The organism is Ruegeria sp. CH11 (assembly GCF_056537105.1).
Map to the genome: position 1 here is coordinate 72,748 of NZ_JBQFQX010000001.1, position 26,128 is coordinate 98,875.

The following is a 26,128-nucleotide window of genomic DNA, read 5'->3' on the forward strand; positions in this document are numbered from 1 at the left end:
CCTCAAGGCGCGACTTTAACCTGCTCCGAAGGTTTCGCCAACAAACCCAACCAAATCAGAGGGTCGGGTGAGTGTCAGACCTGCCACAGTGCCGGTTTTGCCACCCGCCGGAGCAATTGCCGCCGTGAAACCAAGTTTTTGCGCTTCTTTCAACCTGTTTTCGGTCTGTGAGGCGGGTCTAAGTGCCCCGGATAGCGAGATTTCTCCGAAAACGACCGTATCTGCGGGCAGGGCGGTGTCTTCGCGGGCGCTGAGCAGCGCGGCGGCCACTGCCAGATCAGCGGCAGGTTCACTGATTTTCAGGCCCCCAGCGACATTCAGATAGACATCGAGACCTGCAAAGGGAATGCCACAGCGTGCCTCAAGCACCGCGAGGATCATCGCCAGACGCCCGCTGTCCCAGCCCACAACGGTGCGGCGGGCCTGCGAATGGGGCGAGGGGGCAACCAATGCCTGCAACTCCACCAAAACAGGGCGGGTGCCTTCGATACCGGCAAAAACCGCCGATCCGGGGCTGGGCGTGCCGCGTTCGGACAGGAACAGGGCCGAAGGGTTGGTGACTTGGGCCAGCCCCTTGCCCGTCATCTCGAACACGCCGATCTCATCTGCGGGGCCAAAGCGGTTCTTGACCGCGCGCAGGATGCGGAACTGGTGGCCGCGCTCGCCTTCGAAATATAGCACTGTGTCGACCATATGTTCGACCACGCGGGGGCCTGCGATCTGGCCTTCCTTGGTGACGTGGCCGACCATGATGATCGACACGCCATGGCGCTTGGCAAAGGTCGTCAACTCATGCGCAGCGGCACGCACCTGGCTGACCGACCCGGGAGCGCTGTCCACATTGTCGGCCCACATGGTCTGGATCGAGTCGATGATGGCCAGGCCGGGTTTCTCGGCCTCAAGGGTGGTGAGAATGTCGCGCAGGTTGGTCTCGGCTGCCAATTGGACCGGCGAGTCCTCAAGCCCCAGACGGCGCGCGCGCATTCGGACCTGCGCGCTGGCTTCCTCGCCAGACACGTAGATGGTTTTGACACCCTCTCGCGCGAACCGTGCCGCGGCTTGCAGCAGCAGGGTGGATTTGCCGATGCCTGGGTCGCCGCCCACCAACAGCGCCGAAGCGGGGACCAGACCACCGCCCAGCACCCGGTCGAGTTCCTCGACCCCGCAGAGGGTGCGGGGGGGCGGAGTCTCCTCGGTGGCGAGGTCCGTGAGTGCGATGGACTGGCCGCGTTTGCCACCGAGGGATTTCTTTGCGGGGCCAGCCGAAAGAGGCGTTTCCTGCGTGATCGTGTTCCATTCGCCACAGGCGTCGCAGCGCCCGGACCAACGTGAGTGTGATGCGCCACAGGCGGAGCAGGTGAATGCGGTTGTCTTAGCCATGGCGCAATTCGTGCCCGAGGATGGGCGGTTCTTCAAGCCCTTGTGGGCTTTCATCTCCGCCGGAGGGGCGTCGTGCGCTCAGGCCCTGCGGGCCATCGCCCCCGACGGGCGCGGATGCGCCTACTCTGCGGCGCGCGGAGGCGACATGGCGATGACGCTGGATACGCTTGGATCCTTGTCATCCGAGGGGGCTTGCAATTGGGCGGACAGTTCCGGCAACAGTTCGAATAGTTCATCGCGCAGGCGTCTGAGTTGCGATTTGGCGATGGATTCCTCGATCTCGATATCGCGCGTCCACTGGCGTAGCTCGTGCTGGATCGTTTGGGCATCCTCGATCCGATGCTGGAACTGCTCAATCTCTTCTTGACGCTGTTGCAGGAACATCCGCGCCCGCGCGACTTTGGTATCGCCGTAGGTATCGGCCAGTTCCTGACTGACCTGGCTCATCTGGGCGGCGAGCTCCAGGATCTGCGGCTCGAGTGACTGAAGATCGGGATGGTCGCGCAGAAAGGCCATGCGTTCCTTCACGGCGTCGAATTCCGAGCCCAGGGAAAACGCACCGCTGCGATCAGCAGCATGGGCGACCTGATAGGCATCGACAATATCGCGCATGTTCAGGGCGAATTTGCGATGGTTGTTTTCCAACGCCATCATCCGTGCATTTGCGGGAAGGTAGAATGCGAGCATCAGAATCAGGCAGGTGAGCCCGATCTGGACGTACATTCCTGCATCAAGCGTTTCGGCCCCAAAACCCGCCTGCATGGAAAGCCAAGGCAGGACGCCGAGCGCGGAAAGCATGGTTGCAGTGACGGCCAGAAAAGCTGCCGCACAAATCAGGAAAAAAGTCAGTCGAATAAAGGCATTCTGAAATTGCAATGTAAGAGTATGGAGGCCGGACATAGACGTGCATCTCCTTCAAAAACCGGTACAGGCCGGGCCGAAGCGGAGGAACACATCAAACAGTCATTGTGATCCGCCAGGGACCGGTGCGTTACAAAAAACTTTGCTGCTCGAATACTAAAGATGATACTCAGATTAATGATTTCAATCAATTAGGTCTGAGAATTTCGTGAACTGGATGTCATTTCCGTAATGTAACCCAGCGCGATCGAGACCAGAATGCAGCCCGTGAACAGGTACAATCCCCACGCCGTTTCAATGGTGGCGTATGAGATACCCTTGGCCAAAGTAATGTAGAGCGCGATCAGGAAAATGTCGGCCATCGCCAGTTTGCCCATAATGTTGAGCGCTGGCTGAACGCGGGGGTCCAGCATGTTCCACTGAACCAGCGCGGTGCCGATCGTTTTGACGTAGGGCGCGAACAGGGCAAAGACGGTGACGACCAGGGCAAGGAAGATGTCGGATTTCCACAGCGACTGGAGCCCGGTGATGACGCTGATCTCTGATAGCCCGAAGATCGGGAGGAGACCCGCTCGCATCAGCGGGGCGAACCACGCGATGGGGTAGAGGATCAGGAGGGAAAGGGTGGCGATGCGGAGGGTCATTAGATCCAGTCAGATGAAGATAACTAAGCTCATTGCCCAAACCTAAAGATCTAAGGGGTCAGTGAAAGCGCACCATCACGTAAAACCATGTAATGAGCGGGCCCATCAAGACAAATAGTATTCCCAAAGACTTAGAGAGCCAATTTAGCCCTAAATTTCGGCTTTGAAAGATAACAAGCGAGGAGACTGAAATAAAAACAAATATGTTTTCGATTGCCCACAAATTTGCTTGAAAAATGCTGACTTGGATCCAGCTTGAGAACACTAAGGTCAACAAATCCGTCAAGCTGATCTGTACCCACAAAATTGATAACAGATCTAACACAACTATAATGATGAACATTGAAAGCACTTTGAATCGGGAATAGCTGCGAACCGCAACGTAAATCGCAAATATCCAACACAAAGGCCAACCGAAAAAGGCAATAAGCGAAGCGACCCGCTCGATCACCGCACCGCCTCAATCGGCCCCTCAGCACTCCCGCTGATGAACTGCTCCACATAAGGATCACCCGAGCTGTCCATCTGCGCCACCGGTCCGGTCCACTGGATCACGCCGTCATGCAGCATCGCGACGTTGTCGGCGATTGCGCGGACGGAGCTCATGTCGTGGGTGATGGTCATCGCGGTGGCGCCCATCTCGGTTACGATCTCGCGGATCAGGTCGTTGATGACGCCGGACATGATCGGGTCCAGACCCGTGGTGGGCTCATCAAAGAAGATGATCTCGGGCTCGGCGGCGATGGCGCGGGCCAGGCCGACACGTTTCTGCATACCGCCAGACAGTTCCGACGGGTAACGGTCGGCGACGTTGGATTTCAGGCCTACGCGGCGCAGTTTTTCGATGGCGATCTCGCGGGCGTATTCGGCGGGGCGTTTCAGCGGGCCGCGCAACAGGCGGAACGACACGTTTTGCCAGACCGGCAGCGAGTCAAACAGGGCGGCCCCCTGAAACAGCATGCCAAAGCGGGCCAGAAAGGCATCCCGGTCGCCTTTGGTTGCGTCTTTGCCGTCAACATAGATCATGCCGCTATCGGGTTTGATCAGGCCGAGGATGCATTTCAGCGCCACAGATTTGCCGGTGCCCGAGCCGCCGATGATGACCATCGACGTGCCCTTGGGAATCTCAAGGTTCATCCCCTGCAGAACATGATTGTCGTCAAAGGCTTTGTGTACATTCTCCATCCGGATCATAGCGAGAAGAACACCCCTGTCAGAACGAAATTGGCGGCGAGGATCAGGATGGCGGCGGACTCGACCGAGGATTTGGTGGCACGGCCCACACCCTGCGCGCCCCGGCCCGAGTTCATCCCGTAATAGCAGCCCATAATGGCCGCGATCAGGCCAAAGGCCGCGCCTTTGACCAAGGATGAGACGATGTCGCGTGCCTCAAGGAAATTCACGGTGTTCTTGAGATAGGCTGCCGGATTGAAGCCCAGGTTCTGCGTGGCAACCGTATAGCCGCCCGCAATGCCGATGACGTCCCCGACCGCGACCAGCAGCGGCACGGTTATCAGCGCTGCCAGAACGCGCGGGGCGGTCAGGTATTTCATCGGGTGGGTCGACAGTGTGACCAGCGCATCGATCTGCTCGGTCACTTTCATCGTGGCAATCTCGGCCGCGATGGACGAGGTCACCCGCGCGGCAATCATCAGGCCGACCAGTACCGGGCCAAGCTCTCGCACCATGCCGATGGCGACGATCTGGGGTACCACGGCCTCGGCGTTGAAACGTGCGCCGCCCGCGTAGATTTGCAGCGCCAACGCGCCGCCGGTGAAAATGGCGGTCAGGCCGACGACGGGCAGCGACAGCCAGCCGACGTTCAGCAGTGCAATCAGAAACTCGCGCGGGTAAAAGGGCGGGCGGACGATATGCGAGATCGCGTCCACCGCAAACAGCGCGACGCGGCCAAAGGTCGCCAACATGTTCAGGATTGCCCGTCCCAATCCGCCGGGCAGCGCGACAGGGCTCATTCCACATATCCCCGCGAAAACCGCCGGCCCATCGAGGTCAGGATTTCATAGCCGATGGTTCCGGCAGCTTCGGCCAGATCGTCAACGGTCTGATGGCCGTTCAGGATGCGCAGTCGGTCGGGGTCATAGGGCAAATCGGTAACATCCACGGTGATCAGGTCCATCGAGATACGTCCTACCACCGGGCAGGGTTGATCACCAGCAAAGGTATCGATGCCGCCGCCAATGGCGCGATGCAGCCCATCGGCATAGCCTGCGGCCACGGTTGCTATGCGCGACGGGCGGCGCGCGGTCCAGCTGTTGCCGTAGCCCACGGTCTCACCAACTTCGACCGATCGTACCTGTATGACCGGTAGATCGACGGTGACGACCGGCTTCGCCCCTGCAAAGGGCATTCCACCGTAGAGGCCAATACCGGGTCGGCAGAAGTCAAAGTGAAATTCGGGGCCCAACAACGTGCCGCCGGTAGCTGCCAGAGATCTGGGCGCTGATACTCCGTCGGTCATATCCTTAAAGCACTGCAATTGCTGACGATTCATCGGGTGGTCAGGCTCATCCGCGCAGGCCAGATGTGACATCACGACAACCGGGTCTTTGGCCAGCGCCTCGGATCGCAACGCGACCCAGTCGGCGGGCTCGAGCCCCAGACGGTTCATGCCGCTGTCCAACTGGATGCCGAACGCGTGATCGGGCAGGGCGTCACGGTGGCGCTTATATTGCTGAGGCGAATTGATCAGAGGCGTCAGGTCGTGGTCGCGCAGCAGGTCACGGTCACCTTCCATGTGACCAGAGAACACAGCCACCAGCGGTTCTGGGCCGACGGCCTCACGCACGGCGACGCCTTCTTCGGCTACGGCGACAAAGAACTTCTGCACACCTTCTTCGGCCAGCGCGCCTGCAACGGGTCCCGCCCCCAGACCATAGCCGTCAGCCTTGACCACGGCACCGGTTTCAACATTCGTTTTTGCATCCAGCGCACGCCAGTTCTGCGTCAGGGCGTGTAGGTTGATGGTCAGATGTGCAGTACTCATGGCCCGTTCATGACATTGGGGTGACTGAGGTCAAGAGGGTACGCGGCGAATTCCCCTGCATTCGGGCGCGCATTTGCCGAGTTGTGGCAAAACAGCCAAACGTATCAAGGTGCCGCGCGCTGGAAGGACGGAGTAACTTCAACAATCAGATTGTGAACCTGCTGCCTCCAATGCCGCACTGTTGCGACCATCGTTGATCCGTGTCAGGCATTCGGCCGATGCCGGTCGGGCCCGTGTCCCAACAAGGGTTTGTTATTGTCGACATGACGCGAGATCAGTTTCTTTTGCCGACGCCCATCGGGAATGTAGCAAGCTGGAACCTGAGTCAGCGTTTCCGCGATATCCGGAAACAGCAGCTTAAGCTCCGCACGCGCTTCGGCAGGCATCGAGGCAAGCGCCTGCGGGCCGGTGAACAGGCTTTCACTGGGTGCTCCTTCGGCCAGTAGGATCACATGCTGGTCAAAGATAAGGTGGTGATAGGTAACCTGCGTGACGTCCGAGTCTACAAACACACCCGGCAAGTCGGTCAATCGGATCGCAGAGATCAACACATTACGTGTGCCAAACATGCGTTTCGCAATGGGCGAGTCGGATTGCATCCGGTGTTGGCGCGATACCAGCAGGTCCCGACGCGGCAATCCTTGCCCAAAGGCCCCGGCCACGATGCGAACGGGGCGCAGTTGCGGCAGCCGTATCAATTCGGACAGACGAACCGCACGGGACAGGCGTAGTCGCAGAATGTGAACGGTGTCATCTGCCGACACAACCTGGTCATCCGGTTTCAGCTCTTCAACGGGCACGGGACCATTGATTGTCTGGATATGGGTGCCCGAAGCGAAACAGGGGGCACCGGGGCTTGGGTCCGGATCGACGACAAAATTCACCCCGTCCGTTGAGCTGAGCGATGATGTCGAGTCGTCGCCATTGGTACCCACCTGCGTCGAGGTCGTGCCATCCGCAGGACCCTCGGTCGCGGTGACTTCAGCGTCGAATGACACAAAGCTCAAAACAGTTCCATCGTCAGATAGCGATATGGCCCCAAACCGGTTGATCCGCGCATTCACGACGTAATAGTCGAAGTTGCCAACCGTCGTCATCGTGCCGTCGCTGACATCGGTCGAGCTGCGCACGGTTCCGTTCGGGTTGTAGACGTCGACCGTCAGGTCCGAGACGTCGGTGCCGGTTGGAACTCGGATCTCGATATAGTCGTCGTCTGGGCTGAACCCAGGCCCGTTGCGATATCTGATTTCCGAAATAATGGCTGGCACGTGCTGGTCGCCTCGACAAAAATCAGCGGTCTGCGCCGCATTTGCAAATTTAGATTAGCACAACGCATGGCCAACACCAATAAAGCGAATGCCCTTTGGTGTAGAACGTGTTTACGGTGTATTTGTGATCGTTCAGTAGCCTTCGATCTCGCCACCCTGTTGCCAGGGTTTGACCAGATTGCCAAAGCGGGTGAACTGCGCCTCGAACGACAATTCGACCGTTCCGATGGGGCCGTGGCGCTGCTTACCGACGATGACCTCGGCCTTACCGTGCAGACGTTCCATCGCCTGCTTCCACTCTTCCATCTTTTCCAGCTCGTGATCGCCGGGCTTTTCACGCTCCTTGTAGTATTCCTCGCGGAACACGAACATCACGACGTCCGCATCCTGTTCGATCGAGCCCGATTCCCGCAGGTCGCTGAGTTGAGGGCGCTTGTCGTCGCGGCTTTCTACCTGACGCGACAGCTGGGACAGGGCCACCACCGGGATGTTCAGCTCTTTTGCGATCGCCTTCATGCCCATCGAAATCTCGGCAATTTCGTTGACGCGATTATCGGCCATACCTCGGCAAAGTTGCAGATAGTCGATGACCAGCAGGTCCAGCCCATGCGTTCTCTTCAGCCGCCGCGCGCGCGCGGCGAGCTGAGAGATCGGGAGGGCGGGGGTGTCATCTATGAATAGCGGGCAGGCTTCCAATTCCTTGGCCGCGTCCACGAAACGGCGGAACTCGGCCTCGGTCATGTCACCCTGACGGATCTTGTGGCTGGAAATTTCCGAGGCCTCGGCCAGAACCCGGCCTGCAAGCTGTTCGGCGCTCATCTCAAGCGAGAAAAACCCGACCACGCCACCGTCAATCGCACCCTCAGAACCGTCAGGTTTGGTGCCACGTTTGTAGGCTTTGGCCACGTTGAACGCGACGTTGGTCGCAAGCGAGGTTTTTCCCATCGACGGGCGTCCGGCCAGAATGATCAGGTCGGATGGGTGCAGCCCTCCCAATTGCTTGTCCAAGTCGGCCAGACCGGTGGAAATCCCCGCCATGCCGCCACCGCGCTGGTACGCCTCATTGGTGACGTTGACGGCTTCTGTGACCGCCTTGAGGAAGGATTGGAAACCCTGTTCGGTCTGGCCCTGCTCGGATAGCTGATAGAGCTGTTGCTCGGCCTCGACGATTTGTTCCTTGGGCTCGCTGCTGACATCGACGCGTGCGGCCTTGTCGGAAATATCCCGACCCAGCCGGATCAATTCGCGCCGGATGGCGAGGTCATAGATCATCTGGGCATAGTCATGCACCGCAAACGCACTGATCGACGCGCCGGCCAGCTTGACCAGATAGGCCGGGCCGCCCAGTTCCTTCAGGCCCTCGTCCTCGGCCATGAAGGATTTCAGCGTCACAGGTGAGGCCAGAGCATTTTTGGCGATGCGCGCTGCGGCGACCTCGTAGATACGGGCGTGGACCGGGTCAAAGAAATGCTCGGCCCCAATAATCGACGCCACCCGGTCGTACAGATCGTTATTGGTCAGGATCGCACCCAGAAGCTGCTGTTCCGCTTCAATGGAATGCGGCATTGTCTCGGCATTCTGAATCTGTGCCGCTGCCTGCTCGATGCTGCTGATCTCGTTCATATTGTCCCCGCTGCCCACGGTGTTCTTACACGCTATTTCGGCGTGGCGGCTATCTGGAAATACCTGTGGCTAACTATGGATAAAGCCTTGGGATAACTTTTGAGACGGCCTGATATACGCAAAGGATTTGGTGTATTATGTGGGTTTCCAGACAAAAGTCACCACATATTGTTGCGGTCGGGCTGATTCTGCCTGACTTATCCCCAAACCACTCACAGTGGTAAATTCAGCTTTTGTTAGCGTCCTGCCAACCGCGCGGGTCGTTTAGAAACGCTTCAACCCCGTCAAGTGTTTCCTGATCAAAGGCTTTCTGCGCCTTGGCCTCGGCCAGAACATCCCACCATGTGCAAAGGCTGTGCAGCGTGATGCCATGGTCGCCCAGCGTCTTTTCCGTGTCGGGGAAGATGCCATAATAGAAAATCACCGCCGTATGGCCACAGGTCGCACCGGTTTCGCGGATCGCATCCACAAAAGACAGTTTCGACCCGCCATCGGTGGTCAGATCCTCGACCAACAGCACACGTTCGCCTTCGCTCATCGCGCCTTCGATGCGGGCGTTGCGGCCATAGCCTTTGGGCTTTTTGCGCACATAGGTCATCGGCAGGGCCAAGCGTTCAGCAACCATCGCGGCAAAGGGGATGCCCGCGGTCTCGCCACCTGCAATATTGTCGAACGCCTCAAAGCCTGCGTCGCGCATGACGGTGACAGTCAGAAAATCCATCAGGGTCGAGCGGATGCGCGGATACGAGATCAGTTTGCGGCAGTCGATATAGGTCGGGCTGGGCAGGCCGCTGGCCAAAGTGAACGGCTCGCGCGCGTTGAAATGGACGGCCTTGATCTCCAGCAGCATGCGCGCGGTCAGGCGGGCGATTTCGGTGCTGTCGGGAAAGGAACTGGGGATCATGGCGCAAACCTCGGGGCTGAAAGACGTTGCGGGCTGATAGCCTGAGCGTCGGCCCAGAGTCGAGAGGGGCAAAAAAGAAAAGCGGACCCCGAAGGGTCCGCTTTGCCCTTGCGGGCGCAGCAGCCAAGGTGGGCTCAGCTGCTCATGTCGTAAGCGCGCTCTCCGTGTACCGAAAGATCGAGCCCGTTTGTTTCAGTCTCCGCATCTACGCGAAGCGGGGTGATCATTGCAACCACCTTGACCAACACAAACGTGACAACTGCCGTAAAGACACCCACGATCAGCAGCCCCCCCAGTTGCGCGGTCCAGGTGCCAAGGCCGAACAGAGCGATCATGAGCGTCCCAAAGATTCCACCGACACCGTGAACGGCGAACACGTCCAGCGTGTCGTCGATGTTCAGCTTGTTGCGGATCACGAAAACTGCCTCTTGGCACAATATGCCTGCGACAGCACCGATAATCAGCGCCTGCACCGGGCCGACAAAGCCCGAGGCCGGGGTGATCGAGGCCAGACCAGCGATGGTACCGGTCACCAGACCCACCATCGAGGCTTTGCCAAAGCGCACCTTCTCCCACAGCGCCCAGGACAGCGAGGCGGTCGCGGCGGACAGGTGCGTGACCGTCATCGCCATTGCCGCGCCGCCGTCAGCCGCCAGTTGCGAGCCGCCGTTGAAGCCGAACCAGCCGACCCACAGCATCGCGGCCCCGACCATGACATAGCCAGGGTTGTGCGGTGGCGTGGTGCGATTTCGACGCGGTCCCAGAGCGACCGCGATGATCAGCGCAGCCAGACCTGCGGTTTCATGCACAACAATGCCCCCGGCAAAGTCACGAACGCCAACGTCGCCCAGAATGCCGCCATCGGCCAGAATGCCACCGCCCCAGATCCAGTGAACCACAGGCGCATAGCACAGCAGCATCCACAGGGCCGAGAATGTCAGGACAAAACCAAAACCCACGCGTTCGACATAGGCGCCAACGATCAGGGCAGGCGTGATGATGGCAAAGGTCATCTGGAAAGCAAAGAACAGAATCTCGGGCAGGGTGCCTGCAAGGCTGTCAGCGTCGACACCGTTCAGAAGCGCCTTGCCCAGCCCGCCCCACAGACCGCTTTCACCGGGGCCAAACGCGATCGAATACCCTGCGACCAGCCAGAGAATGCTCATCAGGCAGGCAATGGAAAAGCAATGCATGAACACGCTCAGTACGTTTCGCGCCCGCACGAGGCCGCCATAGAACAGGGCAAGCCCCGGTAATGTCATGAACAGGACCAATGCCGTTGCGACGATGATCCAGGCTGTGTCGGCTCCGTTCATGGGCCGGTCTCCTTTCCCTGAAAAACTGTGTCGGCTGGCGCAAATCTGTGCCAACCGACGTTGCGTGAGTGGTTTTGCGGGTTTTGAAGCGGAGAGGCGTTGAGGAAAAAAGAGGCATAGACACAAAAAGCCGCCTGTTTTGGCGGCTTTTTCTCAAGTGGCGATAATTCTTGCAGCGATCAGGTGGGTATGCCCTAATTTTGTGCGGGTTATGAAAGGGCGTCCAACAGCAGGTTCAGCGCATGGTCTCGCGCCGCCTTGCGCACGGTGTCACGCCCGACGGCACCAAACTCGATTGTTTCGGTGCGGGTCGCTCGGCCCTTTGCTGCCAATCCAAAACACACGCGGCCTTCTGGCTTGAACTCGGAACCGCCGGGACCTGCGATTCCGGTGACCGAAACCGAAAGCTGTGCGTTGGAATTCTGCAATGCGCCCTCGGCCATTTCGCGGGCGACCTGTTCGGATACGGCGCCGTGGGCATCGAGCGTATCGGCGCGCACCCCCAACATCTCCCGTTTGGCGGCGTTGGTATAGGTGACAAAGCCGCGGTCGACCACGGCCGAACTGCCGGGGATATCGGTGAGTGCAGCCGCAACCATGCCTCCGGTACAGCTTTCTGCCGTGGCGATCATTGCTCGCTGTGCCTTGGCGCGGTTCAGGACATCAGTCGCGCTCATGCCCCCAGAACCCCGTGCGCAAGCCCGGCCAGCAGTAGCACCCCGACTGCTGCAAAGGCCCCGGCAATCACGTCGTCCAGCATCACGCCCATCGGGTCGCCACGACGGTCGGCCCAACCGATCGGGCCAAGTTTGGTGATGTCAAACAGACGGAACAGCACAAACCCGGCAATCCAGCCGGGCCAGAGCGCGGTTATGGCGATCCCATGCGCCCAGGCAGGATAAGAGATCGCCCAGATTGCAATGAACTGGCCTGCGACCTCATCAATGACGATCTCTGACGGGTCATGGTTGTCGGATCCTTCGGTCATGACCCGCGTTGCCCAGAGACCCGCGCCGAAGGCTGCGAGTGTTGCCAGCACAAGCAGCGGGAAGCCACCGATCACATGAAGTACCCAAGCCAACGGAAGCGCGACCAGCGATCCCCAGGTTCCCGGGGCAGGGCGCAGGTATCCGACGCCGCATACTGTGCCGATCAAGCGCGCCAGCGTCATGACTTCACCAAACAGGCTGTCGCAAGCGAGGCAATGCCTTCGCTGCGGCCGGTAAAGCCCAGACGTTCCGAAGTGGTGGCCTTGATCGAAACCTGATCGGTGTTCAAGCCCGTGATATCAGACATTTTCTGTTGCATCTCTGGTGCATGCGGGCCGATCTTTGGAAACTCGCAGACCAGTGTACAATCGATATTCGATATGCGGTATCCCATCGACGACGCCAATTCGACCGCGTGGCGCAGGAATATCTCGCTGGCCGCGCCTTTCCATTGCGGATCAGAGGGTGGGAAGTGCTGGCCGATGTCACCTTGTGCAAGTGCGCCATAGATCGCGTCGGTGACGGCGTGCATTCCGACATCCGCATCCGAATGTCCTTGCAGCCCGCGACCATGCGGAATTTTCACGCCGCACAGGATCACATGGTCACCTTCGCCAAAGCGATGCACGTCATAGCCATTGCCCAGTCTTACATTCATACCTTTCCCCAAGATCTGTTCGGCTCGGGCAAAATCCTCGGGCCGGGTGATTTTCAGGTTGTCCGCATCGCCAGGTACGATGGCCACATCCAGCCCCGCAGCGCGGGCAACCTCGACATCGTCCGCAGCTCCGCCGGGATGCGCTGCATGGGCCGCAACGATGGCGTCATAGTGAAAGCCCTGCGGCGTTTGCGCTGCAAACAAGCCCGTCCGGTCCTGGACCCCGGTAACAACCGACCCGTCTCCGGTCCAAAGCGCATCCGTGACCGCCAACCCGGGTGCAGCCGCTGGATGGGTCCTTAGCGCGTCCAGAACGTCATCAATCACGCGCGCGCTAACGCAGGGGCGGGCAACATCGTGGATCAGGACATGTTCAACACCTTTGCCCGCCAAGGCATCCAACCCGCTGCGTACCGAGGCGGCGCGATCGTCTCCGCCCTGAGCCAGTATCAGAGGGTTCTCTTGAAACTCAGCCCAGGCATCCTGATCGCCAGGGGATAGGACCAGAACGACGTGATCCACACGCCCTGAAAACCGCTCAATCGTCCAATCTGCCACCCGCCGACCCGCCAGGCTGCGCCATTGTTTTGGCACGTCTCCTCCGGCGCGGTGTCCGCGGCCTGCGGCGACGATGATGGCGGCGGTGGTCATGTGTGGGCGATCCTTTTGATGTTGGGGGTTGTTTAGGGCGCGGTGAATGCAGAGGCAATGACCCCAAGTCAGTTGCCTAAAAAATAGGCATATGATGATTTTGCAGGCTTGAATGCCGCCATTTTATTGTTCACATGCTGCTATTTCGATATCAGAACCTCAATTGCTCAAGGATTAAGCACGTTGACCCTGCGTCTTGCTGACAAGGACCTGACCCCTCCGGTGCTGCTGGCACCCATGGCCGGAATCACCGACCGGCCGTTCCGCGACCTCGTCATGCGTTTTGGCGCGGGGATGGTCGTCAGCGAAATGGTGGCCAGTCAAGAGATGGTGCAGGCCAAACCCGGTGTGCGCGAACGGGCCGAGCTGTCTGCGGATGTGGAAAACACCGCCGTACAGCTGGCCGGGCGCGAGGCGCATTGGATGGCCGAAGCGGCGCGGCAGGTTGCGGATCGCGGCGCACGCGTGATCGACATCAACATGGGGTGCCCTGCCAAGAAAGTGACGAACGGCTATTCCGGTTCGGCGCTTTTGAAGACGCCGGATCATGCCCTGACATTGATCGAAGCGGTTGTCGGCGCCGTCGACGTCCCGGTAACGCTGAAGACCCGATTGGGCTGGGACGACACGTTGCTGAACGCCCCCGAGGTGGCCAAGCGCGCACAGGACGCGGGTATTCAGATGGTCACGATCCACGGTCGCACCAGATGCCAGTTCTACAAGGGCCGCGCCGACTGGAGTGCGATCCGCGCCGTGAAACAGGCGGTCTCGGTGCCCGTCATCGCCAACGGGGACATCGTTGATACACCCGCCGCCCGATCCGCGCTGGACCAGTCCGGGGCTGACGGTGTCATGGTCGGGCGCGGTGCGCAGGGCAAGCCGTGGCTTCTGGCTCAGATGTGCCACGACTTGTACGGCTCGGACGCGCCCGAGATTCCGGCAGGAGCCGATTTGGTTGATATGGTGCGGGCGCATTATCAGGCAATGCTGGCGTTTTACGGGGCCGACCTGGGCCTGCGCGTCGCGCGCAAACATCTGGGCTGGTACATGGACGAGGCGGGCACGCCCGCGCCCTTGCGAAGATCAGTTCTTACCTCACGCGATACCGAAGACGTGCTGCGTCTGCTGGAACACGCGCTGTCGCCCGAGCATGAGGTCGCAGCATGACATCGGACCAGAATATCTGGGCCTCGTTGCCCGTGCCGGCCTTCATCATAGATGCAGAAGACCGGATTTCGGACGTGAATTCTGCCGGTGAGGGTTTTCTGAACGCCTCGCGCAAATCTGTGATCGGGCAGCCAGTGTGGGACCAGATCGCCGTGGACGCCCCGCTGGAGGCTGCGTTCCTGCGCGCTCGCCAACAAGGCGCGCCGCTTTTTGTCAACGACGTCGATGTCGGATCGGGCAACCGCGCACCCTTGCAATGTGCCTTGCAGATTGCACCGCTGATGGGACATGCCGGGTCGATGATCATGATGGTTTCACCGCGCGAGCTGTCTGGACGCATGACGCGTGGAAACTCGGTGAAATCGGCAGCGCAATCCGCCATCGGTATGGCCGAGATGCTGGCGCACGAGATCAAGAACCCGCTGGCCGGAATTACCGGGGCGGCGCAGCTGCTCAGCATGAATATTCCGGCGCAAGATCTTGAACTTACGGACCTTATCGTTGCAGAGAGTCGCCGGATTGTAAAGCTGCTGGAGCAGGTCGAGCAATTCGGAAACCTGTCTCAGCCCGAGTTCAAACCGGTCAATATCCATGACGTTCTGGATCGTGCCCGGCGTTCGGCATTGCTTGGGTTCGGGGCGCATATGACGATCGTCGAGGACTATGACCCGTCGCTGCCGCTGGCCTATGGCGACCCGGATCAGTTCTTGCAGGTCGTACTCAACCTGCTGAAGAACGCGTCCGAGGCGGCCGGAACCGACGGTGGCACGATCCGTCTGCGGACGTATTTCGAACATTCTTTCCGCCTGCGCCGCAGCGACGGATCGGGCCACTCGCTGCCATTGCAGATCGAGATCATTGATGATGGTCCGGGTCTGCCCGACAAGATCCGCAGCGACATTTTCGATCCCTTTGTCTCTGGCCGGGATAACGGAACCGGTCTGGGGCTGGCGCTGGTCAGCAAGATCGTGTCCGACCACGACGGTTGGATCACTGCGGACTCGGTGCCAGGAAAGACCGTGTTTCGGTTGTCCCTGCGCCGCGCACCGAAAGAAAATAGCACCGAGGAGAGCATCTGATGGATGGCACAGTACTGGTCGCCGACGACGACCGCACGATCCGCACCGTACTGACACAGGCACTGACCCGCGCCGGTTGCAAGGTGCACGCCACCTCTTCGTTGACCACGTTGATGCGCTGGGTGGGCGAGGGCAAAGGGGACGTCGTGATCTCGGATGTGGTCATGCCGGACGGGAACGGGCTTGAGATGCTGCCAAAGATCGCGCAGGACCGGCCCGGTTTGCCAGTGATCGTGATCTCGGCGCAAAACACGATCATGACGGCCATTCAGGCGGCCGAGGCGGACGCCTATGACTATTTGCCAAAACCCTTCGATCTGCCTGACCTGATGAAGCGTACAGCCCGCGCGCTGGATCAGAAATCGCGCGTTCAGCCGGAAATGAATCGCGAGAGCGGCGACCGGCCTGATGAACTGCCATTGGTTGGGCGAACGCCGGTCATGCAAGCACTGTATCGTCTGGTTGCGCGCGTCATGAACACGGACCTGTCGGTGATGATATCCGGTGAAAGCGGAACCGGCAAATCGTTGATTGCGCGGGCTATTCACGATTTTTCGGATCGCCGGACCTTACCTTTTGTCACGGCAACCGCTGCCGATCTGAGCGATCTTGAGGGCCCTGCGCGCGTGATGGCACGGGTGCGGGGCGGAACGCTGTTGATCGACGAAATCTCGGACTTCAGCGATGAAATTCAGGCCCGGATCGTGCGGATGATGGATACGCCCGGCGATCACGTGCCGCGGTTCATGGCAACCAGCCAGTCAGACCTGACCGACGCGATGGAAAGCGGGAAGGTTCGACAGGACCTCTATTATCGTCTCTGCGGCGCGACGATCCATGTGCCTGCTCTGCGTGAGCGTGTCGATGATATCACCCTGTTGGTCGATCACTTTCTGGCCCGGGAAGAGCGTGATAGCGGTGCAAAGCGCTGGCTCAGCCCCGATGCGGTCGAACTGGTCCGTCGCTATTCCTGGCCCGGAAATGTGCGACAACTGGAACACGCGGTTCGGCGGCTAAGTCTGACCAGCCGAACCGATGAAATCTCAAAGCTTGAGGTTGAAATGGCACTGGGTTCGCAGCCCGAGGCCGAGCCAGTACTGGGCGATGGAGATCGCGAAAAGCTGTCTTCCTCGGTCGAGCGCCATCTGCGTCGGTATTTTGATCTGCACGGGAACATTCTGCCGCCACCTGGCCTCTACCAGCGCATTCTGCGCGAGGTCGAGGCACCCCTGATCGAGATTGCTCTGGATGCGACCGGCGGCAATCAGGCAAAATGTGCTGATTTGCTGGGGATTAACCGGAATACGCTGCGTAAAAAGATCACCGATCTCGATATTCAGGTGACACGTCGCCGCAAACTGATGTAATATCGCCACACAAACCGTGGCATCCGGGTTCGTCCCGGCCAACGACCACGACATATGGCGGTTAGCCGCGCAAGCGGCACATCAGTATGAGGGCAGACGGTGGCAACCCGGGCACAGAACCGGCCGATCCTATCGATCAATCGGTGGCGCAAGTCACGGAGATTGCGCAATATTGGCAGCCTCGGACTGGTGGTTCTTGGACCCATCCTGACGCTGGCAACTTATCTTGTTATTGGACCATTCGATCTGGGGGCAACGGCCCCCACATTGCGGCTGATTCTATTGGCCGATCTGGTTTATGTTTTGGTCGTTGCGGCGCTGGTTCTCAGCCAGCTGGGCAGTCTGATCGCCGCGCGACGGGCCAAATCAGCGGGGTCTCGCCTGCACCTGCGACTGATCGGAGCGTTCACACTGTTGGCATTGGTGCCCACGGTGACGGTGGCGATCTTTGCCGGTCTAACCGTAAATATCGGCCTTGAGGGCTGGTTCTCGGACAGGGTGCGGCAGGTGGTCGGGTCGTCGCTGACAGCGGCCGAAGCTTATGAGCAGGAACACCGACAGGGCCTTACACAGGATGCCTCGGTTCTGGCGCGGTTTCTGGACAATGCGCGCGCGCGCGATTTTTATATCTCGGATGCGGAACTTCGCGAAGTTCTCGCGCAAGGGCAGGCCCAGATTCAGCGCGGTCTGCGCGAAGCCTATGTCATCGATGGCAGCGGTGAGATTCGCGCGCGCGGAGACCGGTCGTACCTATTTGACTACGAAGAACCGACACCCGAGCAGATCGTCAAGGCCAACGATACCGGACTTGCCATCATCGACGATTGGGACAACAGCGAATTTCGCGCGCTGGTGCCGTTGCAGGCCTATGCGGACCGATACCTCTATGTCAGCCGCGAGGTCGACGGGGATCTGCTGACGCTGCTCGACGACACCAAGGAAACCGCGCAGTTCTACAGTCAGCTAGAAAGCGAACGGGGCAGGGTCCTGTTCGAGTTTGGCCTCTTGTACCTGGGCTTTGCGGTGATCCTCATTTTGGCCGCGGTTTCGCTGGGGATGTGGTTTGCCGAACGACTGTCGCGCCCGGTCGGACGGCTGACAACTGCCGCGCAGCGCGTGGGAGCCGGGGATTTGAGCGTCCAGGTCATCGAAGAGGCCAGCGACGACGAGATCGCTATGCTCGGCCGGTACTTCAACCAGATGACCCGCCAGCTGAAAGGCCAGCGCGACACGCTGCTGGAGAACACCCGTCAGATCGAAAGGCGGCGGCGGCTGTTTGATTCGGTGCTCAGTTCGGTGACCTCGGGCGTGGTTGGTGTTGATTCCGAAGGCTGCGTGACCTTTGTAAACCGGTCCGCCGAAAGGTTGTTGGACTGGTCGCGTGGTGAGAGCCAGCTGGCCATCGGCATTGCAGTGCCCGAGTTTCTGCCCTTGTTCGAGAGCCTGAAGGAAAGCGGCCAGGAGGCCGTGCAGGGTGAGATCAAGGTCACCCGCAAAGGCCGGGCGGAAAACCTGCTGGTACGGATGGCGACCCGTCGTGGCGAAGATGGCGGGCTAGAGGGCTATGTGGTGGCATTTGATGACGTCACCGATCTGGTCAGCGCCCAACGGATGGCGGCCTGGGGCGACGTGGCCCGTCGGATTGCCCATGAGATTAAGAATCCTTTGACCCCGATCCAATTGAGCGCTGAGCGCATTAAGCGAAAGTTCTCGCGCAAACTGGATGAGGAAGATTGTGACAGCCTGGAGTCCATGACGGATGTTATCGTTCGCCAGACCAACGACCTGCGGCGGATCGTGGACGAGTTCTCGAAATTCGCGCGTATGCCCGAACCGGAACGGCATGAAGAAAACATCGTGGATCTGGTGCGCGAAGCCGTATTGTTGCAGCAGGCCGGACAGCCGGATGTTCAGATCGATGCGGATTTGCCGGACCATCCGCTGCCGGTGGATGTCGATGCGACCATGTTGAACCAGGCGCTCACAAATCTCATCAAGAACGCCGGAGAAGCGATTGGAACACTGAAAGAAAAGGGCGCTCCGGACAATTTAGTACCGCAGATCAAAGTGGCGGTTTCCGGAGACGATTCAGGTACGTTGATTACCATTGCCGACAATGGCATCGGCCTGCCGGAAGATCGGGCACGGCTGTTTGAACCTTATGTGACCACCCGAGACGAAGGCACCGGCCTTGGCCTGCCCATCGTCAAGAAGATCATCGAAGAACATGGCGGAGCGCTGACTTTGGAAGACGCGCCCGTTTTTGACGGACAGGACCATTTCGGCGCGATGGCTGTCATTCGTTTGCCCGGAGTCGATCCGACTTCAACCGCTGCGTCAAAGAAACAGGCACTCAAAATAAACAAACTGAAAGCAGGCTAAAGATGAGCGATATTCTGATCGTAGACGACGAACGCGATATTCGCGAACTGGTGTCCGACATTCTGGAGGACGAAGGCTATTCCACCCGGTTGGCTGGAAATTCTGACGACTGCATGGCCGCAATTAATGCCGAACCGCCGGGGCTGCTGATCCTGGACATCTGGTTGAAAGACAGCCGCATGGATGGGATCGACATTCTGAAAGCGGTGAAACGCGACAACCCGGATGTTCCGGTGGTGATTATTTCGGGCCACGGCAACATTGAAATCGCTGTCGCGGCGATCAAGCAAGGGGCGTATGACTTTATCGAAAAGCCGTTCAACATCGATCAGTTGATGGTGGTGATCCGCCGCGCGATGGAAACCTCGCGTCTGCGCCGCGAGAACGCCTCGCTCAAGCGCAAAGAGGTCAGCAATTCCGATATGATCGGCAAATCGGCCTCGTTCCGCGCGATGCAAAGCAATCTGGACAAGGTGACCAAGTCAAACGGACGCGTGATGCTGAGCGGCCCGGCCGGATCAGGCAAGGAAATCGCCGCGCGCTATATTCACGCGCATTCCAACCGTGCCAACGCGCCCTTTGTGACCGTGAACTGCGCCGGGATCGAACCTGAGCGCGTCGAAGAGGTTCTGTTTGGCCGCGAAAGTGCCGAACGCGGCATCGAGTCCGGCCTGTTGGAAGAGGCGCATGGCGGGGTGATCTATTTCGACGAAGTGGCCGATATGCCGCTTGGAACACAGTCGAAAATCCTGCGGGTGCTGGTGGATCAGCAATTCCAGCGAGTCGGAGGGTCCGACAAGGTTCGTGTTGATCTACGGGTCATCTCGTCGACCAACCGCGATCTTGAAGAAGAAATCGCAGCGGATCGGTTCCGGGAGGAACTGTATCATCGGCTGAACGTGGTTCCGATCGCCGTGCCTTCGCTGGAGGAACGGCGTGAAGATATTCCGGTTCTGGCGCAACATTTCATCGAAATGTGCAATGAAACCCAGGGCTTGCCGATGCGCGAGTTGACGGATGAGGCCATCGCATTGCTTCAGACGATGACATGGCCCGGAAATGTGCGCCAACTCAAGAACCTGATCGAGCGCGTGTTGATCCTTGGCGATGGCACTGGTCCGGTCGAGGCGCGTGAGTTGCCAAGTGACGAAGAGAAATCGGACGAATCCGGTCGCGTTGTTCTGTCGGGCGCATTGGCGACGCTGCCGCTGCGCGAGGCCCGTGAGGCGTTTGAGCGCGAGTACCTTCTGACGCAGATCAACCGGTTCGGCGGCAATATCAGTCGAACCGCCAGCTTTGTTGGCATGGAACGCAGTGCATTGCACCGGAAACTGAAATCGCTGGGCGTTGTGACCTCGAACAAATCCGGTGCGCGGGTCGCACAGATTGACGAGCCGGAACCGGCAGAGTGATCTGCCGGGATTTCTGACCTTTCGGCAGTCCGGGAGGACGGTTTGGAAAAGACCTCTCCATCGCGAGGGAAACCCCGCCTTAATCCGCAGGGGTTTCCGGCGTTTGGCAAGCGCCTCAGGCGCCTGCGCAGATCGGTGGGGCTGAAACAAGCCGCACTTGCAGACATATTGCAGGTTGATCAGACGACGGTGTCACGATGGGAGAACGGAACCCAAACGCCGCCCCCGTCCACGCAGCAAGCCGCGTTTTCGGCCTTTGGTCCGACAAAATCAAACGACGCTGTGCTAAAGCGGCTTGTCATGCATTCGGCCGAATGTCTGCATCTGGTCGAGGAAAGCAGCCACCGGTGTCTGGCCTATTCGGCAAGTCGGGCGCGAGACTGGAAAACCAGCCAGTCCGCATTGTTGGGTGTTTCGCTCTGGCAGTTTGCCACCGATGAAATCCAGTCTGCCGAGGCAGAACTGGATGTAGAAGGTTGGTGGGACATGCACACGCCGACGCCGAAATCTTTTCTGACCTCCGAGGCGGTGCATGACCAAATTCGGATCAGCGCCGGCCAGATCGTATGGGAGAGGTTGTACCTGTCTGATGGCACGCCGGTCAGATTGGTCAGCGGCAGGCGGGTAGGGGACGCATAATTTATGCGTTCCAACGACTGACGGCTCTCGCTAAAAGCGGCTTATGTCTGGGTCGGTACGCATTTTCCTTCAGGTTCTTCTACTTTGGGCCGCTGGGCTTGGGGCCGCCACGCAATTTGCCAAGATCGCAGTTCCTTTCGCCCAAGTGGCGCTGCGCTATTCCGATAACGCCGATGCGATTGGCTGGCTGCTGTCGATCATCAGTTTGATGGGTGCTGTCCTGGGCGCTTTGTCCGGTGCGCTTGCTGGTTGGATCGGACCCGTTCGTCTGTTGATTTCGGGTCTTGTACTGGGTGGGCTCATCTCGCTGTTTCAGGCATTGGGGCCGGGCTTTTACCCCATGCTGATCAGCAGGGTGATCGAGGGCTTTTCGCATCTTGCAATCGTTGTCGCGGCGCCCACTCTGATCGCTCAGATCACAACTGGTCGGGTGCGCAACTCAGCGATGGTATTGTGGAGCACATTTTTTGGCGTTGCATTCGCGGCCAACGCCTGGGTCGGATTGGACTTTGTCGCACGGTTCGGGTTGTCGCCGTATTTTGCACTGCATGGCTTGCTGATGGTTCTGATTGCTGGCCTGGTTGCAGCTAGCAGCATTCGGATCGAACCGCATCGCCGCAGCGATCTGGCGTTGGGGTGGAACGCGGTACTGAGCGTGCATGCGCGAACCTATGGCTCGGCCCATGTATCGGCCCCGGCGATTGGATGGTTCTTTTACACTCTGACCTTTGTGTCCTTGCTGGCCATCCTTCCCGGTCGCTTGCCCGCAGAGATCAGCGGCACGATTGCGGGTCTGATGCCTCTGGCCGGGATCGTCTTATCATGGCTTGCAGTTCCGCTGCTGTTGAATGTCCTGCCGAGTGTCACCGTGGTCAACATTGGCTTTGCCCTGGGAATAGCTGCGCTGGTTGCGGGGTTTGCCGGTGCTCCGCTACCTGTTGTCTGCATCGCTTTGTTTGCGGTGCTGGGATTGGTGCAGGGAGGCAGTTTTGCCGCAGTGCCGCACCTGAACGACACGGCGGAAACACAGGCGCTCAGCTATGGTGCGATGGCGCAGATGGGGAATGCGGGGAACCTGCTGGGAACACCTGTGCTGCTGGCTGTTTTGTGGCGCACGAGCGAGGCCGGGATGCTTACGGCCGTGATCGGAATATACCTCGCTGCAATCCTTGCCCACTTATGGCTTGCGCGTCGGCGCCGCACAGAGTCCTGACGCGTCTTACCCAGCCTGTCCCGGCGTGATGATCTGGAACGACCCATCCTTGAACTTCACGAAACAGGATTGGGTGCTGATTGGTGGCAGGGTGGTTGTGCGCACCGCAGGCACGCGCGACTTCACAGCGCTTCGGCAGGGCGGCAGGCTGATTGGGCGAAAGCCTTTTTTGGCCATGCATTGCGCCTCGACGTTGTTGCGTAGCCCCTTGTTGGCATCAACGGTGTAGATGTTCCCCGGCTGCCACCAACCGGGCGTGCGATAACACCGGCCCCGGCTGTCGCAATAGGACCGTCCCGGCCAATAGACCGGAGGGCTTTGACGCACCTGGTTGTTCACCGGCACATCCTTGAGCGCTGAGACCCGGCATTCGGTTGTCGCGGATTGCATGCGCGCGACGCTTTCACCCTCGCGGTAATACATCGAAAGCGGCCCGCAGGCAGACAGCATCGTCAGACAAAGAAGCAGGGGCAGTACTGTTTTCATACACTTACCTTGCCGCATTCATGGGGTCATGACAATTCAATTGACCGCTTTGGGGGCATCTGTCATTCAAAGAATTCAGGCAGAAGGGCCAGGGACATGAAGGTCATAATTTGCGGTGCAGGCCAGGTTGGCTGGCAAATTGCGCGGCACCTTTCGGGCGAGTTGAACGACGTCACCGTTGTGGATAACAATCCCGATCTGGTCCGGCGCGCGACCGAAACACTGGATGTTCAGGGTATTGCCGGGTTCGCCAGCTATCCGGATGTGCTGGAACGGGCCGGGGCGCGGGATGCGGATATGATCATCGCTGCGACGCATTCGGACGAGGTGAACATGGTCACCTGCCAGATGGCGCATTCGGTGTTCTCGATCCAGCGCAAGATCGCCCGATTGCGTTCGAAATCCTACCTTCAGGCGATCCACTCTGACCTATACCGCCGTGATCACCTGCCCATCGACGTGGTCATCAGCCCCGAGCGCGAGGTCGCCGCTGCTGCGATGCGTCGACTGTCCGCGCCATCCGCCTTTGATACCGAGATTTTCATGGACGGTAAGGCGCAATTGCTGGGCATTCGGGTGGAAGAAGATTGCCCCATCGTGAACACGCCGCTGCGCCAGCTTACGGATCTGTTCTCGACCCTCAGTTCGATCGTGGTGGGTGTGCGGCGCGAGGGGTCCCTCTTTGCACCTGAATCCGAAGACCAGTTGTTTGTCGGCGACGAATGCTATGTGTTCACCAGCGTCAAGGACGTGGACCGCACGATGGAAGTGTTCGGCAAGGCGCAGCGCAAGCAGGACCGCGTTGTGATCGTCGGCGGTGGCAATGTCGGGCTGGAGGTTGCGCGCGCCCTGGAGGAACGCGAAAGCCGGGTGCGCGCAAAGGTGATCGAGCGGGACCGGAAATGCGCCGAGATCGCTGCTGAGGCTTTGGAACGCACCATCGTATTGAACGGTGACGGGCTGGATTCAGCGTTGCTGAACGAGGCCGGGATCGACCGGGCCGACGCGATGCTTGCGGTGACGGACGATGACCGCACCAACATGTTGGCCGCCGTGCGGGCCAAGGGCGAAGGCTGCGCGCTGGCCATCGCTCTGATCAACGACCCCAGCATGGTTGCCCTGATGGGGCCGTTGGGCATCGACGCCTATATCAACCCGCGCGCCACGACCGTCAGCTCGATCCTGCGCCATATCCGCCATGGGCGTGTGCGTCAGGTCTATTCGATCGGCGACGCCGAAGCCGAGGTGATCGAAGCCGAGGTTATGTCGACCTCTCCGATGGCCGGGCAACGGCTGCGGGATATCGACTTTCCCGAAGGGGCGCTGGTTGGCGCGGTGCGTAAGGGCGACGAGGTTCTGCGTCCCACCGGCAGCCTTCGCATCGACGAAAAGGACGTCGTATCGATCTTTGCTCTGGCCAAGGATGTGCCCGAGGTTGAGCGTCTGATGCAGGTTTCGATCGACTTTTTCTGATGAACCGGCTGCGCACACAACAGCACGGGGTATTACGGCGCTTGCCGCTGTTGCTGATGATCTGGGGGATCACCTCGTTTGCGATGTGGATTCCAGCGATCTATGCGCTGGCGTTGGACGACCACGACACGTCGCGGTCGTTCTTCTACTCTGGCTTGCTGGGGATATTTGTCGTCACATTGATCGCTGTGGCCCAGATGAACCGCGTGCCGCGCCGCGGGACGCTTGGTCAATTGGCGGTCATGCTCGCGTCGTTCACGATCTTGCCGCTGTTTCTGGCCGTTCCCTTTCATGATGCGCTGGGAACCACCAGTTTTCTGAATGCTTATTTCGATATGGTCAGCGCGGTCACGACAACCGGCGCGGATCTTTTCCCCGATCCTGCGCGACTGTCTGCTCCGCTGCATCTGTGGCGTGCATTGGTCGGTTGGATGGGAGGATTGCTGATGTGGATCGCCGCTGCGGCGATTCTGGCGCCTTTGTCTTTGGGCGGGTTCGAGGTCACCGCGCGAGGCCAACCGGGCCGCCCCGTCTCGGGTGTGGCGCAAAGCGAAAAAACAGACCCTCGCGGCCTTCTGATCCGGGTAACGCGCACTCTGGCTCCGGTTTACGCTGGGTTGACGGGGATCATTTGGATACTGTTGCTGATTGCCGGCGAACAGGGATTGACCGCCGTATGTCACGCCATGTCGACGATGGCGACATCGGGCATTTCACCGGTCGGAGGTCTGGAAGGTTCAACCGCAGGCATCACCGGTGAGGCGATCCTGTTTCTGTTTCTGTTCTTCGCTCTGTCTCGCCTGACGTTTTCCGCCGACACCGCGACAAGCGGCTATGCACGTCTGGACAAGGATCCAGAGTTTCGGATCGGGCTGATCATCGTTCTCGCGGTTGCGGCTTTGCTGTTCTTCCGGGTGCTGGCGGGGGTTGCCGAGCTAGGCCTTGAGATCACCATGGGGCAGGCTTTGCATGTGATCTGGGGCATGTTCTTTACCGTCATGGCGTTCCTGACCACAGCCGGATTCGAAAGCGCCAATTGGAACGATGCGCAACAACTGTCGGGTTTGGGAACCCCCGGATTGATCCTGATGGGGCTGGCTCTGATCGGAGGTGGAGTCGCGACAACTGCTGGCGGGGTGAAACTCCTGCGGGTGTTTGCACTTTACCTCAATGGGCGGCGCGAGATCGACCGGCTGATCTACCCATCCTCGGTCAGCGGAGAGGGTGGCGGCAACCGCCGTATACAAAGTGACGGCGCCTTTATCGCGTGGATCTTCTTTATGTTGTTCGCTCTGACGCTGGCGGTATTCGATGTTCTGCTGGCTGCAATGGGGGTCGGGTTCGAGCAGGCGATGGTGTTGAGCGTCGCGGCCCTCAGCACTACGGGACCGCTGATCGAACTGGCGACGGATACCCCAATTCGCCTGATCGACCTGTCGGGTTCCGCGAAGCTGACACTGTGCGCTGCGATGGTGATAGGACGGTTGGAGACGCTGGCGATCATCGCGCTGATCACTCCGTCGTTGTGGCGCGATTGACGAGACAACAGGTCATTGGTGTCGTTGCGTAAAATTTCGTCTGGAATATCTGCGCGCGCCACTCCATACTCCGC

Annotated in this window: 23 protein-coding genes; 9 read left to right on the forward strand and 14 right to left on the reverse strand. The window is 59.5% G+C overall.

Annotation, left to right across the window (positions count from 1 at the left end; translation table 11 throughout):
• Positions 1–15: 15 nt before the first annotated feature.
• The 13 genes from radA to ACR0LX_RS00470 form a co-directional block, all read right to left on the reverse strand.
• Positions 16–1,380, reverse strand: coding sequence for a DNA repair protein RadA (radA, locus tag ACR0LX_RS00410; protein WP_480782122.1), 1,365 nt, complete (start codon positions 1,378–1,380; stop codon positions 16–18).
• Positions 1,381–1,500: 120 nt separating this feature from the next.
• Entirely contained in the window at positions 1,501–2,280 is a 780-nt protein-coding gene (locus ACR0LX_RS00415; RefSeq protein ID WP_480782123.1) for a DNA repair protein, read from the reverse strand.
• 152 nt (positions 2,281–2,432) lie between these two features.
• Complete coding sequence (locus ACR0LX_RS00420; RefSeq protein WP_480570203.1) at positions 2,433–2,885, reverse strand: paraquat-inducible protein A; 453 nt, start codon at positions 2,883–2,885, stop codon at positions 2,433–2,435.
• Between the two features lie 447 nt (positions 2,886–3,332).
• Entirely contained in the window at positions 3,333–4,079 is a 747-nt protein-coding gene (locus ACR0LX_RS00425; protein ID WP_480782124.1) for an ABC transporter ATP-binding protein, read from the reverse strand.
• The gene (locus ACR0LX_RS00430; protein ID WP_480782125.1) at positions 4,076–4,858 is read right to left on the reverse strand and encodes an MlaE family ABC transporter permease; all 783 of its coding nucleotides are present in this window, start codon (positions 4,856–4,858) and stop codon (positions 4,076–4,078) included. Before ACR0LX_RS00430 ends, ACR0LX_RS00425 begins: the two co-directional genes overlap by 4 nt.
• Entirely contained in the window at positions 4,855–5,889 is a 1,035-nt protein-coding gene (gene alr / locus ACR0LX_RS00435) for an alanine racemase (protein WP_480782126.1), read from the reverse strand. Before alr ends, ACR0LX_RS00430 begins: the two co-directional genes overlap by 4 nt.
• Before the next feature lie 203 nt (positions 5,890–6,092).
• Positions 6,093–7,157, reverse strand: coding sequence for a Hint domain-containing protein (locus ACR0LX_RS00440; RefSeq protein WP_480782127.1), 1,065 nt, complete (start codon positions 7,155–7,157; stop codon positions 6,093–6,095).
• A 132-nt stretch (positions 7,158–7,289) separates the two neighbouring features.
• Positions 7,290–8,780 carry a replicative DNA helicase gene (locus ACR0LX_RS00445; RefSeq protein WP_480570191.1) on the reverse strand — a complete coding sequence of 497 codons (1,491 nt, stop codon included), beginning with the start codon at positions 8,778–8,780 and terminating at the stop codon, positions 7,290–7,292.
• Positions 8,781–9,006: 226 nt separating this feature from the next.
• Entirely contained in the window at positions 9,007–9,684 is a 678-nt protein-coding gene (locus ACR0LX_RS00450; protein WP_480570189.1) for an orotate phosphoribosyltransferase, read from the reverse strand.
• 134 nt (positions 9,685–9,818) lie between these two features.
• Positions 9,819–11,000: an ammonium transporter gene (locus ACR0LX_RS00455; RefSeq protein WP_480782128.1), complete on the reverse strand. Its 1,182-nt coding sequence runs from the start codon at positions 10,998–11,000 to the stop codon at positions 9,819–9,821.
• A gap of 209 nt (positions 11,001–11,209) precedes the next feature.
• Complete coding sequence (locus ACR0LX_RS00460) at positions 11,210–11,677, reverse strand: CinA family protein (protein WP_480782129.1); 468 nt, start codon at positions 11,675–11,677, stop codon at positions 11,210–11,212.
• On the reverse strand, positions 11,674–12,171 hold the full coding sequence (locus ACR0LX_RS00465; protein ID WP_480782130.1) for a phosphatidylglycerophosphatase A family protein: 498 nt from the start codon (positions 12,169–12,171) through the stop codon (positions 11,674–11,676). The genes ACR0LX_RS00460 and ACR0LX_RS00465 overlap by 4 nt, the downstream gene beginning before the upstream one ends.
• A complete protein-coding gene (locus ACR0LX_RS00470; RefSeq protein ID WP_480782131.1) occupies positions 12,168–13,298 on the reverse strand; it encodes a bifunctional 2-C-methyl-D-erythritol 4-phosphate cytidylyltransferase/2-C-methyl-D-erythritol 2,4-cyclodiphosphate synthase in 1,131 nt (376 codons plus the stop codon). Before ACR0LX_RS00470 ends, ACR0LX_RS00465 begins: the two co-directional genes overlap by 4 nt.
• Before the next feature lie 183 nt (positions 13,299–13,481).
• Between ACR0LX_RS00470 and dusB the strand changes: the two genes are divergently transcribed.
• The 7 genes from dusB to ACR0LX_RS00505 all read left to right on the forward strand — a co-directional run bounded on the left by dusB (position 13,482) and on the right by ACR0LX_RS00505 (position 22,557).
• Positions 13,482–14,465 (forward strand): tRNA dihydrouridine synthase DusB, encoded by a 984-nt coding sequence (gene dusB / locus ACR0LX_RS00475; RefSeq protein WP_480782132.1) that lies wholly within the window; start codon positions 13,482–13,484, stop codon positions 14,463–14,465.
• Positions 14,462–15,544 (forward strand): two-component system sensor histidine kinase NtrB, encoded by a 1,083-nt coding sequence (locus tag ACR0LX_RS00480; protein ID WP_480782133.1) that lies wholly within the window; start codon positions 14,462–14,464, stop codon positions 15,542–15,544. The genes dusB and ACR0LX_RS00480 overlap by 4 nt, the downstream gene beginning before the upstream one ends.
• Entirely contained in the window at positions 15,544–16,911 is a 1,368-nt protein-coding gene (locus ACR0LX_RS00485; RefSeq protein WP_480782134.1) for a response regulator, read from the forward strand. The genes ACR0LX_RS00480 and ACR0LX_RS00485 overlap by 1 nt, the downstream gene beginning before the upstream one ends.
• Positions 16,912–17,010: 99 nt before the next feature.
• Positions 17,011–19,293 (forward strand): sensor histidine kinase NtrY-like, encoded by a 2,283-nt coding sequence (locus ACR0LX_RS00490; RefSeq protein ID WP_480782135.1) that lies wholly within the window; start codon positions 17,011–17,013, stop codon positions 19,291–19,293.
• A gap of 2 nt (positions 19,294–19,295) precedes the next feature.
• Positions 19,296–20,705 carry a nitrogen assimilation response regulator NtrX gene (gene ntrX / locus ACR0LX_RS00495; protein WP_480782136.1) on the forward strand — a complete coding sequence of 470 codons (1,410 nt, stop codon included), beginning with the start codon at positions 19,296–19,298 and terminating at the stop codon, positions 20,703–20,705.
• 42 nt (positions 20,706–20,747) lie between these two features.
• Positions 20,748–21,344 (forward strand): helix-turn-helix domain-containing protein, encoded by a 597-nt coding sequence (locus tag ACR0LX_RS00500; protein ID WP_480782137.1) that lies wholly within the window; start codon positions 20,748–20,750, stop codon positions 21,342–21,344.
• Positions 21,345–21,387: 43 nt separating this feature from the next.
• Positions 21,388–22,557 (forward strand): MFS transporter, encoded by a 1,170-nt coding sequence (locus ACR0LX_RS00505; RefSeq protein ID WP_480782138.1) that lies wholly within the window; start codon positions 21,388–21,390, stop codon positions 22,555–22,557.
• Positions 22,558–22,563: 6 nt separating this feature from the next.
• Here the strand turns inward: ACR0LX_RS00505 and ACR0LX_RS00510 are convergent, their stop codons facing one another.
• Positions 22,564–23,043: a hypothetical protein gene (locus tag ACR0LX_RS00510; RefSeq protein WP_480570155.1), complete on the reverse strand. Its 480-nt coding sequence runs from the start codon at positions 23,041–23,043 to the stop codon at positions 22,564–22,566.
• Between the two features lie 96 nt (positions 23,044–23,139).
• On the opposite strand from ACR0LX_RS00510, the gene trkA reads away from it, so the two are divergent.
• Positions 23,140–24,516 carry a Trk system potassium transporter TrkA gene (gene trkA / locus ACR0LX_RS00515; protein ID WP_480782139.1) on the forward strand — a complete coding sequence of 459 codons (1,377 nt, stop codon included), beginning with the start codon at positions 23,140–23,142 and terminating at the stop codon, positions 24,514–24,516.
• A complete protein-coding gene (locus tag ACR0LX_RS00520) occupies positions 24,516–26,054 on the forward strand; it encodes a TrkH family potassium uptake protein (RefSeq protein ID WP_480782140.1) in 1,539 nt (512 codons plus the stop codon). The genes trkA and ACR0LX_RS00520 overlap by 1 nt, the downstream gene beginning before the upstream one ends.
• The last annotated feature ends 74 nt before the right edge of the window (positions 26,055–26,128 follow it).